This is a genomic window from Streptomyces sp. SYP-A7185, from assembly GCF_046103685.1.
Taxonomy (GTDB): domain Bacteria; phylum Actinomycetota; class Actinomycetes; order Streptomycetales; family Streptomycetaceae; genus Streptomyces.
The window spans coordinates 1,327,580-1,339,404 of record NZ_CP122310.1; the positions used below are offsets into that span (position 1 = coordinate 1,327,580).

The following is an 11,825-nucleotide window of genomic DNA, read 5'->3' on the forward strand; positions in this document are numbered from 1 at the left end:
GATAGGGTGACCTTAACGCCGTATTGACGCCCACCAGCCAATCAGCAACTAGGGGAAGAGCTGTGTCCGCATCACGTCTCAGCCAGACGCCACTCCCAGGCATCGGCATCCGGTACGACCTGACCACCCGGGAACACCGCCAGATCTCGGTCGTCGCGCACCGGGACGGGGCGCGCACCCTCAGCGCGTACCGTGCCGACGACCCCGACGAGTGCGCGCTCTCGCTGCGGCTGAGTTCGGGTGAGGCGGACGCGCTGATCGACGCGCTCATGCCCTCGCACCACAGCCCGAACCTCCTGCACACCACCGACCTCGGTCTCGTCGCCGAGCGCATCGAGGTGGCCGCCACCTCGCACTGGAACGGCCGGGTGCTGGGCGAGACCCAGATGCGCACCGAGACCGGGGCCTCCATCGTGGCCGTCCTGCGCAGGGCCGAGGCCATCCCGTCGCCCGCGCCGGACTTCCGCCTCGCGGGCGGGGACACCCTCATCGTGATCGGCACCCGCGAGGGTGTGGAGAGCGCCGCGGCGATACTCGGGCGGGAGTGATTCGATGCACTCCGCTGTCTTTCTGATCGAATTCGGCGCGATCATTCTCGCGCTCGGGCTGCTCGGCAGATTCGCCGGACGGTTCCGCTTCTCCCCGATCCCCCTCTATCTGCTCGCCGGGCTCGCGTTCGGCGAGGGCGGGCTGCTGCCGCTGGGCGCCAGTGAGGAGTTCGTCGCGATCGGCGCCGAGATCGGCGTCATTCTGCTGCTCCTGATGCTGGGGCTCGAGTACACCGCGAGCGACCTCGTCAGCAATCTCAAGACCCAGTACCCGGCCGGTCTGGTCGACATGGGGCTCAACGCCGTGCCGGGTGCGATCGCCGCGCTCCTGATGGGCTGGGGCCCGGTCGCCGCCGTCGTCCTCGCGGGCGTCACCTGGATCTCGTCCTCCGGAGTCATCGCCAAGGTCCTGAACGACCTGGGCCGCCTGGGCAACCGCGAGACACCCGTCATCCTCAGCATCCTGGTCCTCGAAGACCTGGCGATGGCGGTCTACCTGCCCATCATCACCGCCCTGTTGGCCGGGGTCGGCTGGGCGGCGGGCAGCCTCACGCTGGGCATCGCGCTCGGCGCGGCCGGCCTGGTGCTGTTCCTCGCCGTCCGCTACGGCCGTCTCATCTCGCGCTTCGTGTCGAGCGACGACCCGGAGAAACTGCTCCTGGTCGTCCTCGGTCTGACGATCCTGGTCGCCGGCATCGCGCAGCAGCTCCAGGTGTCCGCCGCCGTCGGGGCGTTCCTGGTCGGCATCGCGCTGTCCGGTGAGGTCGCCGAGGGCGCGCACAGTCTGCTGGCGCCGCTGCGGGACCTGTTCGCCGCCGTGTTCTTCGTCTTCTTCGGTCTGCACACCGATCCGGCGAGCATCCCGCCGGTGCTCCTTCCCGCGCTGCTGCTCGCCGTCGTGACGGCGTGCACGAAGATCGCCACGGGGTACTGGGCGGCACGCCGCGCCAAGATCTCCGTCAAGGGACGGTGGCGGGCGGGCGGTGCGCTGGTCGCGCGCGGCGAGTTCTCCATCGTCATCGCGGGCCTGGCCGTCACCGCGGGCATCGAGCCGCGGCTCGGCCCGCTGGCCACGGCGTACGTCCTGATCCTGGTGATCGTCGGACCGCTGACCGCGCGCTTCGCGCAGCCGGTGGCCGCGCTGGTGGGCGGCGCCGTGACGCGCCGCCGGGAGACCGCCGCGGCGGTGGCCCTGCCCTCGCAGCGGGAGCCGGAGCCGTCGGCGGAGGAGTCGCTGGACGGTCAGGAGAGCCGCGGGCGGTCCTGACGCCCGCCTCCGGCCGGGGCACGCGGTGCGCGTCGCCGCGTGCCCCGGCCGTATCTCAGGGCTTCCTCGGAGGTGCGTCTGCCGGGTCCGCGCCCTTGCCGGCGGCGGATCGCGGATCCGTCCTCGCGCGGTTCCCCGCGCCCCCTTCGGGGGCGCTTTGCGGTCCTCTACCGCCCCACGGCATATCCCTGCATGCCCCGCGGGTTGGCCGCCGCCGAGAGCACCCCGGTCCGCGGGTCGCGCGCCACCGCGCACAGCCGGCCCTCCGACCAGGGTTCACCGACCGTCACGTCGTGCCCGCGCCGCCGCAGCTCCTCGATGACCGCCTCGTCCATGCGGGACTCGACCGTCACGCTGCCCGGTCGCATGCCGCGCGGATAGAAGGAGCCGGGGAAGCTGTCGTTGTGCCAGTTGGGGGCGTCGATGGCGCCCTGGAGGTCGAGACCGCCGCGCACGGTGCCGCGCAAAGCGACCGACAGGAAGAAGTGCACCTGCCACTGGTCCTGCTGGTCGCCGCCGGGCGTGCCGAACGCCATCACCGGTACGCCGTCCTTGAGGGCGAGGGACGGGGTCAGGGTGGTGCGCGGACGGCGGCCCGGCGTGAGGGAGTTGGGCAGGCCCTCCTCCAGCCACGCCATCTGGAGGCGGGTGCCGAGCGGGAAGCCCAGCTCCGGGACGACGGGGTTGGACTGCAACCAGCCGCCGCTGGGGGTGGCCGCGACCATGTTGCCCCAGCGGTCGACGACGTCCAGGTGGCAGGTGTCGCCGCGGGTCGCGCCGTCCGCCGAGACGTCCGGTTCGCCGGGCACGGGTGAGGTGCCGCTCTTGGCGACGGTCGGCTCGCCGGCGCCCGCTCCGGGCAGGCCGAGCGCGTCGAAGCCGGGTTCGCCCGCGGCCACGGCGCTCGCGTGGGCGGAGATCTTCGCGGTGCGCCCGCCGGGGCTGCCGGGGCGCAGCTCGTGCGAGGCCTTCTCGCCGATGAGGGTGCGGCGCTCGTCGTTGTAGGCCGGGGACAGCAGTTCGGCGAGGGGGACCGTGCCGGTGCCCTCCGCGTCGCCGTACCAGGCCTCGCGGTCGGCCATGGCCAGCTTGCAGCCCTCGATCAGGAGGTGGACGTAGTCGGCGGAGCCGTACGCGGGCAGGTCCGCGAGGGCCGAGGGGAGCACGGCCAGCTGCTGGAGGAAGGCCGGGCCCTGGCTCCAGCCGCCCGCCTTGCACAGCGTCCAGCCGTTCCAGTCGTAGGTCGCCGGGGCCTCGTAGGTCGCCTCCCATCCGGCGAGGTCGGCGGCGGTGAGCGTTCCGGTGTGCCGGGAGCCGCTGGTGTCCATCGTGGGCCGGCCCGCCTGGCGTATCAGCGCCTCGGCGATGAACCCCTCGCTCCAGATCGTGCGCGCGGCTTCGATCTGCTCGACACGCGAGCCGGTGCCGGCCTCCTCGATCACGCGCCGCCAGGTCGCGGCGAGCGCGGGGTTGCGCAGGAGTTCGCCGGGGCGCGGGGACCGGCCGCCGGGCAGGTAGACCTCGGCCGACGAGGGCCATTCGGTCTCGAAGAGTTCACGGACCGTCTCGACGGTCTCGCCGACGCGCTCCACGGGCGCGTGCCCGTCCTCCGCGTACCCGATGGCGTACTTGAGGACGTCGGCGAGGGACTTGGTGCCGTGGTCGCGCAGGAGCACCATCCACGCGTCGAACGCGCCCGGCACGGCCGCCGCGAGCGGGCCGGTGCCCGGGACGAGGTCGAGGCCGAGCGAGCGGTAGTGCGCCACCGTCGCCCCGGCGGGTGCGACGCCCTGCCCGCACAGGACCCGTACCTCTCCGCCGGCGGGGGCCAGGATGATCGGCACCTCGCCCGCCGGACCGTTCAGGTGCGGCTCGACGACGTGCAGGACGAAACCGGCGGCGACGGCCGCGTCGTAGGCGTTGCCGCCGTCCTCCAGGACGGCCATCGCGGACTGCGAGGCCAGCCAGTGGGTGGAGGACACCATGCCGAAGGTGCCCTGGAGAGTCGGCCTAGTGGTGAACAAGAGAGCTGCTCCTAGCGTGCGGTGCGGGTACGGGGGATCGTACGGAGGGTCGGTGCGGCGGCGTCCGGTGCCGTGCCGTCGTCCGCGACCAGATGGCAGGAGACCTGGCGGCGGCCTGCTCCGGGAAGGTCGCGCAGGGCGGGCACCTCGGTGCGGCAGCGGTCGACGGCCAGCGGGCAGCGGGTGTGGAAGCGGCATCCCGGTGGCGGCGCGAGCGGGCTGGGCAGTTCGCCGCTGAGGACGATGCGCTCGCGGGTGCGCTGGAGCGCGGGGTCGGGCACGGGCGCGGCGGACAGCAGCGCCTGGGTGTAGGGGTGCTTGGGGTCGGCGAACAGTTCCACGGTGGGTGCTTGTTCGACGATCTGGCCGAGATACATGACCGCGATCCGGTCGGCGAGGAACTCCACGGCGGCCAGGTCGTGCGTGATGAACAGGCACCCGAAGCCGCGGTCGCGCTGGAGGTCGGCCAGCAGGTTGAGGACCGAGGCCTGGACGGAGACGTCCAGGGCCGAGGTGGGTTCGTCGGCCACCAGGAGGTCCGGGTCGACGGACAGCGCGCGGGCGATGGAGATGCGCTGGCGCTGACCGCCGGAGAGTTCGTGCGGATGCCGGTCGGCGTGCTCGGGGCGCAGGCCGACCTGCCCGAGGAGTTCGGCGACCCGGGCGCGGGCCGCGTCCCCCTTGGCGAGGGAGTGCAGGCGCAGGGGTTCGGCGATGATCTGTCCGACGGTCATGCGGGGGTCGAGGGAGGACGAGGGGTCCTGGAAGACGAGGTGGAAGTCCTTGCGCAGCGGGCGAAGCGCGCGCCGCGAGAGGCGGGTCACGTCCGTGCCGTTGATGTGGACGGTGCCGCCGGTCGGGTCGTCGAGGCGTACGGCGCAGCGTCCGACGGTCGACTTGCCGCTCCCCGACTCCCCCACCAGGCCCACGACCTCGCCTTTGCCGACCGTGAGCGTGACGCCGTCGGCGGCGCGCACGAGGCCGCCGGGTGCGGGGAAGTGCCGCTGGAGATCGCGCAGTTCGAGTACGGGGGTCACGGAGGCGGTCGCGGAGGCGTCCGGCGTGTGCGGTGGCTGCGTCGGGGTCACTGTCCGGCCTCCTGGATGGTGGGCGTGAGCAGGGCGGTGTCCTGCGGGTGCCAGCAGGCCGCCCGGTGTGCGGCGTCGGCCCCGGCGTCGCGGGCGACCGCCTTGAAACCGGGCCTGCCGGTCGTACAGCGGTCGTCGGCGTGGGCGCAGCGCGGGGCGAAGGTGCAGGCGTCCGGCTGTGCGTCCAGGCTCGGCACCAGGCCGGGGATCTCGGGCAGCCGGCGCTTGCCTTCGCCGCCGGGGCGCAGGACCGCGCCCAGGAGGCCGCGGGTGTAGGGGTGGCGCGGCTCGGCGAACAGTTCGTGCACGGGGGCCTGTTCGACGGGGCGGCCCGCGTACATGACCAGGACGCGGTCGGCGGCGTCGGCCACCACGCCCAGGTCGTGGGTGATGAGCACGATCGCGGTGCCGAGGCGTTCGCGCAGGGACTGGAGCACTTCGAGGATGCCCGCCTGGACGGTGACGTCGAGGGCGGTGGTCGGCTCGTCGGCGATGAGGAGGGAGGGGTCGCAGGCGACCGCGACGGCGATCATGACGCGTTGGCGCATGCCGCCGCTCAGCTGGTGGGGGTACTCGTCGACGCGCTGGGCGGGGGCCGGGATGCCCACCAGGTCGAGGAGGTCGACGGCACGCGCGCGTGCCTCCTTCTTCGACAGGCCCTGGTGGCGCCGGAGCACCTCGCCTATCTGCCGGCCGATGGTCAGGACGGGGTTCAGGGAGGTCATCGGCTCCTGGAAGATCATCGCGATGTCCTTGCCGCGGACCCGCCCCAGCTCCTTCTCGCTCGCTCCGGCGAGTTCGTGCCCGCCGAGTCTGATCGACCCGTCGACGTGCGCGGTGGGCGGCAGGAGCCCCATCACGGCCATCGCGGTGACGGACTTGCCGCACCCCGACTCGCCGACCACCGCGAGCACTTCGCCCGGGGCGACGTCGTAGGAGAGGTGGTCGACGGCGTGGACGGTGCGGGTGTCCGAGCGGAAGGAGACCGACAGGTCGCGCACGCTGAGCACGGGCTGGGTCATCGGGTGGGCCGGCCGGGTCATCGGGTGGCTCCTCGGGGGTCGAGGACGTCCCGCAGGCCGTCGCCGAGCAGATTGAACGCCAGGGTGGCCGCGACGACGGCGAGTCCGGGGAAGACCGCCATCCACGGCGCGGGCGCGAGGAAGGACTGGGCCCCGGAGAGCATCACGCCCAGCGACGCCTCGGGCGGCTGCACGCCCAGGCCCAGGAAGCTGAGCAGCGCCTCGCCGATGATCGCGGCGGGGATGCCGACGGTCGCCTGGACGGTCAGGGCGGAGGTGGCGTTGGGCAGGATGTGCCGGAAGAGGACGGTGGCGTCGCCGCCTCCGTTGGCGACGGCGGCGGCCACGTAGTCGACGTGGCGCAGCCGCAGGGTCTCGGCGCGGGTGATGCGGATGACGGCCGGGATCTGCGAGATGCCGATCGCGATGGTGGCGTTGGTGAGCGAGGGGCCGAGCACCGCGGCGAGGCCGACGGCCAGGACCAGGAAGGGGAAGGCCAGCATGGTGTCGGTGAGGCGTGAGACCACGCTGTCGGTGAATTTGCCGTAGTAGCCGGCGAGCAGGCCGAGCGGTACGCCGACGACGAAGGCGAGCGCCACCGCGACCACGCCCACCTGCATGGACGCCCGCGCCCCGTAGACGACGCGGGAGAGCTGGTCGCGTCCGAGGTCGTCGGTGCCCAGCCAGTGCGACCAGCCGGGCGCGGCGAGGGCGTCGGCGAAGTCGGGGCGCGCGGGGTCATAGGGCGCGATCAGGGGCGCGAAGAGCGCCGCGAGGACGAACACGGCGGCGATGACGCCGCCGGTCATGGCGAGCCGGTTCTTGCGCAGGGCGCGCAGCTTGCCGCTGCCCGCACCGGCGGACCGTATCCGTCCGAGCGTTGTGAGGACCGCTGTGGTCACCGGGCACCTCCGAGCCGGATGCGCGGGTCGATGACCGAATACGCCACGTCGACCAGCAGGTTGATGAGGATGTACGCGGCGGAGGTGCACAGCACCACGCCTTGCAGGGTCGCGTAGTCGCGGGTGAAGACGGCGTCGATGGTGAGCTTGCCGAAGCCGGGCAGGACGAAGATCTGCTCGGTGACGACCGCGCCCGAGATGAGGTGGCCGAGCTGGAGTCCGAGCACGGTCACGACGGTGACCAGGGAGTTGCGCAGCGCGTGGCCGCCGATGACCTCGCGCCGGGACAGGCCCTTGGCCCGCGCGGTGCGGACGTAGTCGGCGGAGAGCGAGTCGAGCATCGCCGCCCGCGTCTGGCGCATCACGACGGCCGCGAGCCCGGAGCCCAGGACGATCGAGGGCAGCACCATGCGGCGCAGGTTGTCGAGCGGGTCGGTGGCGAAGGGCACGTATCCGGAGGCGGAGAAGACCGGCAGGGCGATGGCGAATCCGAGGACCAGGACCATGCCGAGCCAGAAGGTGGGGACGGAGAGCCCGAGCAGGGCGAGGGCGTTGGCGAGCCACTCCTCGGGCCTGCCGCGCCGCACGGCGGCGACGATGCCCGCGCCGATGCCGACGGTGACCGCCAGGAGCAGGGACAGGGCAGCCAGTTCGAGGGTGATGGGCAGGGCGGCGGTGATCGCGTCGGAGACGGGGAGGCCGGTGCGGGAGGAGGTCCCGAGGTCACCGGTGAGCGCGTGCCCGATGAAGCGCCCGTACTGGACGGCGATGTTGTCGTCGAGTCCGTAGCTGTCGCGGATGGCGGCCAGCGCCTCGGGGCTGCGTTCCTCGCCGGCGAGCGCGAGCGCCGGGTCGCCGGGCAGGGCCCGGATGCCGGCGAAGACGACCATGCTGACGAGGACGAGCGTGATGAGGGACTGCCGGACCCGGGTGAGGAGATAGGAGGTCATGGGGCTCAGGCGCACCGGGAACGGGCGGGCGGCCTTCGGGCGCGGCAGGCTCGTGCTCATCGGGTGTACCCCGCAGTCGTGACGCGGACCAGGCCGTCTCCGTAGACGCGGACGCCGGCGACGTCCTTGCCGGTGACGACGTAGTTCTTCTGGCGGTAGAGGTAGATGAGGCCGCGCCGCTCCTGGGCGCGGCGGGTCAACTCGCGGTAGATCTTGGTGCGTTCGGCCGGGTCGGCTTCGGCGCGGCCGCGCTCGACCAGGCGGTCGATGGTGCGGTCCGAGAGGCCGTAGGCGTTCATCGCGCCGCGGGTCTGGAGGAAGCTGGCGATGTTGCCGTCCGGGTCGAGCCGTCCCGACCAGCCGCTGGTGAAGGCGTCGTAGTGCCCGGAGTCGGTCTCTTCGAGCATCGTGGCGTACTCGGTGGGGCGCAGGGTGACGGCGAACCCCGCCTCCTTGGTCATGGCCTGCACGACCTGTCCCAGGCGGCTGGACTCGGGGGTCGTGGAGACCTTGAGCTCGATGTGCACCGGGGTCTTCACCCCGGCCTCCCTCAGGAGCTTCTTGGCCTTGGTCACGTCCCGCCCGGGGCACTGTGACGCCTTGACGCCGGGGGCGATGGCGGATTCGGGCGAGACGGGGCCGCAGGCGGGCTCGTACATGCCCTGGAAGACGACCTTGTTGATGAGGTCGCGGTCGATGGCGAGCTCGAAGGCCTCCCGGACGCGCGGCTCCCGCGCGAGGGGGGTGTCGACGCGGCCCGGCTTCTCGCCCAGGCCCTTGACGTTGCCGACGTTGAAGCCGATGCCCTGGTAGCCCAGCGAGGGCGAGTTGAAGAGCTGGAGGCCGGGTTCGGTGAGCGCGCTGCGCACGTCGACGGGCGTCATCTGGTCGCCGACCTGGATGTCGCCGGAGCGCAGGTTGGCCAGGCGGACGTTGCCGTCGGGTATCGGCTTGTAGATCACCTGATCGAGGTGGACCCGGTCGGCCGCGTAGTAGTTCGGGTCCTTGGCGAGCACGATGCGGTCGCCGCCGACGCGTTCCACGTACTTGAACGGCCCGACGCAGGAGGGGTGGTTGGTGAAGTTCTTGCCGTACTTCTTGAGCGCGGCCGGCGACATCACCATGCCGGAGCGGTCCGCGAGGACGGCGGTGAGCGGGACGTAGGCCTGCTTGAGCGTGAGCTTCACGCTGTACGGTCCGGTCGCCTTCGCCCCGGCGAGCGGGGCGAGTTCGGTGGCACGCGCGGAGCCCGCGAGGTCGCGGTGGCGCAGCAGCGAGGTGACGGCGGCGTGCGCGTCCAGCGCGGTGCCGTCGCTGAAGCGCACGCCCTTGCGCAGGCCGAAGGTGACGGTGCGGCCGTCCTTCGACGTCTTGGGCAGGGCGGTGGCGAGCTGCGGGATCACGGTCCCGCGCTCGTCGATGTCGTAGAGCTTCTCGCACATCCCGGCGAAGACCGTGCGGCCCACGAGGGTCTGCGCGAGGGTCGGATCGAGCTTGTCCGGGTCGGCGTTGAGGGCGACGGTGAGGGTGCCGCCGTCCCGTACGGGCCGGTCGTCGGTCATGCGCTCACCGCCGACCTCGGTGGCCGAGGACTGCAAGGAGCCGCAGCCCGCCGTCAGGGACATCACCAGGGCAACTGCCGCGAGGGCAACCGCTTTTCGGCGCACGGGTAGATACCTCCGCCAGGGTGGTTCCGGGCTGATCGTGGACGATCAAGGAATACGGCAGAACGTATTTCGCATACAGTCCGCACACAAGGGGCCCGTCCGGATGGCGGACCGGATTTGATGAAGATTGAATAACCGGACGCGACAAAGGGCGCGCAAGGCCCTGAGCGGGGTCCTCCGGGGGCAAGACGGACGCACGGCCGCTCGACGGGCCGTTGTCGGTGCGCCGCGCTACTCTCCGCGCAACTGACCGTTCCACCCCGTTTCCGGGAGGTTTTCATGGGCTCGCGACTCAACCCGTATCTCAGCTTCGGCGGCGACGCCCGCCAGGCCCTGGAGTTCTACAAGGAGGTCTTCGGCGGCGAGCTGGCGCTCAACACCTTCGGCGAAGCGGGCCAGCAGGACACCCCGTTCGCCGACCAGATCATGCACGGCATGCTGGAGGCACCGAACGGCTTCACCCTGATGGGCGCCGACACCCCGCCGGGCATGGACCACACCCCGGGCAACAACTTCTCGGTGAGCCTCAGCGGGGACGACGAGACCGAGCTGCGCGGCTACTGGGAGAAACTCTCCGCGGGCGGCACGGTGGCCGTACCGATGGAGAAGCAGATGTGGGGCGACGTGTTCGGCATGTGCACGGACCGCTTCGGCATCCCCTGGATGGTCAACATCAGCCAGCCGCAGGGCTGACCCGCACACGGTTCCGCGACCGGGGCCGGCCCGGCGCCGACGGGCCGCACCGCGCCCCGGTCGCGGCCTCCGAGCAGCGCGTCTACGGTGTGACGGGGATGTCTTGTGTGGTGGGGGACGTCTGGAGGCACCGATGGACCGCTCACCCGCGCCCGAGCCCTTCGAGGCGGTGCAGACCGCGGGATCCTCCGCCTCGACTCCCCCGCACACCAGCGGCGGCAGCCACGAACACCGCTGGCTGATCCTCGGAATCGTCGGCATCGCCCAGCTCATGGTGGTCCTCGACGCCACGATCGTGAACATCGCGCTGCCCTCGGCCCAGCAGGACCTCGGCTTCAGCGACGGCAACCGCCAGTGGATCGTCACCGCGTACGCCCTGGCCTTCGGCAGCCTGCTGCTCCTCGGCGGGCGCATCGCCGACCTCGTGGGCCGCAAGCTCGTCTTCCTCGCCGGACTCGGCGGCTTCGCGCTCGCCTCGGCCCTGGGCGGCGCGGCCAACAGCTTCACCATGCTGGTGGTCGCCCGCGCCCTCCAGGGCGTGTTCGGCGCGCTCCTGGCGCCCGCCGCGCTCTCCCTGCTCACCACGACGTTCACGGACCCCAAGGAGCGCGCCAAGGCCTTCGGCATCTACGGCGCCATCGCGGGCGCGGGCGGCGCGGTCGGACTGCTCCTGGGCGGCGTCCTGACCGAGTACCTGGACTGGCGCTGGTGCCTGTACGTGAACCTCATCTTCGCGGTGCTCGCCATGCTCGGCGGCGCCCGGCTGCTGCACGGCGGCAGGCCCGCCGACCGGCCGAAGCTCGACGTCCCGGGCACCCTGCTGGTATCCGCCGGCCTGTTCTGCATCGTCTACGGCTTCTCGAACGCCGAGACGCACGCCTGGGGCGACGTCCAGACCTGGGGCTTCCTGGTGGTCGGCGCCGTCCTGGTGGCCGCCTTCGCCTGGTGGCAGACGCGCGCCGAGCACCCGCTGCTCCCGCTGCGGGTCGTCCTCGACCGGGACCGCGGGGCGTCGTTCCTCGCCATGTTCATCTCCGGCGCCGGCATGTTCGGCGTCTTCCTGTTCCTGACGTACTACCTCCAGCAGATCCTCGGCTACACACCGGTCAAGACCGGACTCGCGTTCCTGCCGATGGTCGCCGTGATGGTGGTGATCTCGGTCGTCACGACCAACTCGCTCGTCCCGCGGTTCGGCGCGAAACCGATCGTGCCGCTCGGCATGGGCCTCGCGGCGGCCGCGATGGCCTGGCTGACCGCCCTGGACGTGCACAGCGGGTACGCGGCGCACGTGCTGCCGCCGCTGCTCGTCGCCGGCCTCGGCCTCGGCCTGGTCTTCGCCCCGGCGATGAGCATGGCCACCGCCGGTGTCGCCGCGCACGACGCGGGCGTGGCCTCGGCGATGGTCAACACCAGCCAGCAGGTGGGCGGATCGATCGGCACGGCCCTGCTCAACTCCCTGGCGACGAGCGCCGCGGCCAACTACCTGGTGGGCAAGCAGCCCACGCCCGACGTGCAGGCCCAGTCGGCGATGGAGAGCTACTCGACCGCATATACGTGGTCGGCCGTCTTCTTCGCGGTCGGTCTCGTCGTTACGGTCGTGCTGTACCGCAGAGGAGCCCCGGTCCACTCGGAAGCGGGCGGCGGCGCGGTGCACATGTAGGGCG

Annotated in this window: 10 protein-coding genes; 4 read left to right on the forward strand and 6 right to left on the reverse strand. The window is 72.1% G+C overall.

Annotated features, from left to right (window positions below; all coding sequences use genetic code 11):
- Positions 1-62: 62 nt before the first annotated feature.
- Both QBL25_RS05660 and QBL25_RS05665 read left to right on the forward strand, forming a co-directional pair.
- Positions 63-548 (forward strand): cation:proton antiporter regulatory subunit, encoded by a 486-nt coding sequence (locus QBL25_RS05660; protein WP_409055874.1) that lies wholly within the window; start codon positions 63-65, stop codon positions 546-548.
- A gap of 4 nt (positions 549-552) precedes the next feature.
- Positions 553-1,815, forward strand: a complete 1,263-nt coding sequence (locus QBL25_RS05665; RefSeq protein WP_409055875.1) for a cation:proton antiporter — start codon at positions 553-555, stop codon at positions 1,813-1,815.
- A 167-nt stretch (positions 1,816-1,982) separates the two neighbouring features.
- On the opposite strand, the gene QBL25_RS05670 is transcribed toward QBL25_RS05665, so the two are convergent.
- The 6 genes from QBL25_RS05670 to QBL25_RS05695 are packed head-to-tail and all read right to left on the reverse strand — an operon-like array spanning position 1,983 to position 9,468.
- Complete coding sequence (locus QBL25_RS05670) at positions 1,983-3,839, reverse strand: gamma-glutamyltransferase family protein (RefSeq protein WP_409055876.1); 1,857 nt, start codon at positions 3,837-3,839, stop codon at positions 1,983-1,985.
- Positions 3,840-3,850: 11 nt separating this feature from the next.
- Positions 3,851-4,927: an ABC transporter ATP-binding protein gene (locus QBL25_RS05675; protein ID WP_409055877.1), complete on the reverse strand. Its 1,077-nt coding sequence runs from the start codon at positions 4,925-4,927 to the stop codon at positions 3,851-3,853.
- Positions 4,924-5,970: an ABC transporter ATP-binding protein gene (locus QBL25_RS05680; RefSeq protein WP_409055878.1), complete on the reverse strand. Its 1,047-nt coding sequence runs from the start codon at positions 5,968-5,970 to the stop codon at positions 4,924-4,926. The genes QBL25_RS05675 and QBL25_RS05680 overlap by 4 nt, the downstream gene beginning before the upstream one ends.
- Entirely contained in the window at positions 5,967-6,818 is an 852-nt protein-coding gene (locus QBL25_RS05685; RefSeq protein WP_409062559.1) for an ABC transporter permease, read from the reverse strand. The genes QBL25_RS05680 and QBL25_RS05685 overlap by 4 nt, the downstream gene beginning before the upstream one ends.
- Positions 6,819-6,847: 29 nt before the next feature.
- Positions 6,848-7,801 carry an ABC transporter permease gene (locus QBL25_RS05690; RefSeq protein ID WP_409062560.1) on the reverse strand — a complete coding sequence of 318 codons (954 nt, stop codon included), beginning with the start codon at positions 7,799-7,801 and terminating at the stop codon, positions 6,848-6,850.
- 56 nt (positions 7,802-7,857) lie between these two features.
- A complete protein-coding gene (locus QBL25_RS05695; RefSeq protein ID WP_409055879.1) occupies positions 7,858-9,468 on the reverse strand; it encodes an ABC transporter substrate-binding protein in 1,611 nt (536 codons plus the stop codon).
- 279 nt (positions 9,469-9,747) lie between these two features.
- On the opposite strand from QBL25_RS05695, the gene QBL25_RS05700 reads away from it, so the two are divergent.
- Together QBL25_RS05700 and QBL25_RS05705 are read left to right on the forward strand one after the other, a co-directional pair.
- On the forward strand, positions 9,748-10,161 hold the full coding sequence (locus tag QBL25_RS05700) for a VOC family protein (RefSeq protein ID WP_409055880.1): 414 nt from the start codon (positions 9,748-9,750) through the stop codon (positions 10,159-10,161).
- A gap of 133 nt (positions 10,162-10,294) precedes the next feature.
- The gene (locus QBL25_RS05705; RefSeq protein ID WP_409055881.1) at positions 10,295-11,821 is read left to right on the forward strand and encodes an MFS transporter; all 1,527 of its coding nucleotides are present in this window, start codon (positions 10,295-10,297) and stop codon (positions 11,819-11,821) included.
- Positions 11,822-11,825: the final 4 nt, after the last annotated feature.

Excerpts from the sequence above, each read along its gene's own strand:
- QBL25_RS05665 (WP_409055875.1), top strand. The coding sequence starts at position 553 with ATGCACTCCGCTGTCTTTCTGATCGAATTCGGCGCGATCATTCTCGCG.
- QBL25_RS05680 (WP_409055878.1), bottom strand. The coding sequence starts at position 5,970 with ATGACCCGGCCGGCCCACCCGATGACCCAGCCCGTGCTCAGCGTGCGC.
- QBL25_RS05690 (WP_409062560.1), bottom strand. The coding sequence starts at position 7,801 with ATGACCTCCTATCTCCTCACCCGGGTCCGGCAGTCCCTCATCACGCTC.
- QBL25_RS05700 (WP_409055880.1), top strand. The coding sequence starts at position 9,748 with ATGGGCTCGCGACTCAACCCGTATCTCAGCTTCGGCGGCGACGCCCGC.
- QBL25_RS05705 (WP_409055881.1), top strand. The coding sequence starts at position 10,295 with ATGGACCGCTCACCCGCGCCCGAGCCCTTCGAGGCGGTGCAGACCGCG.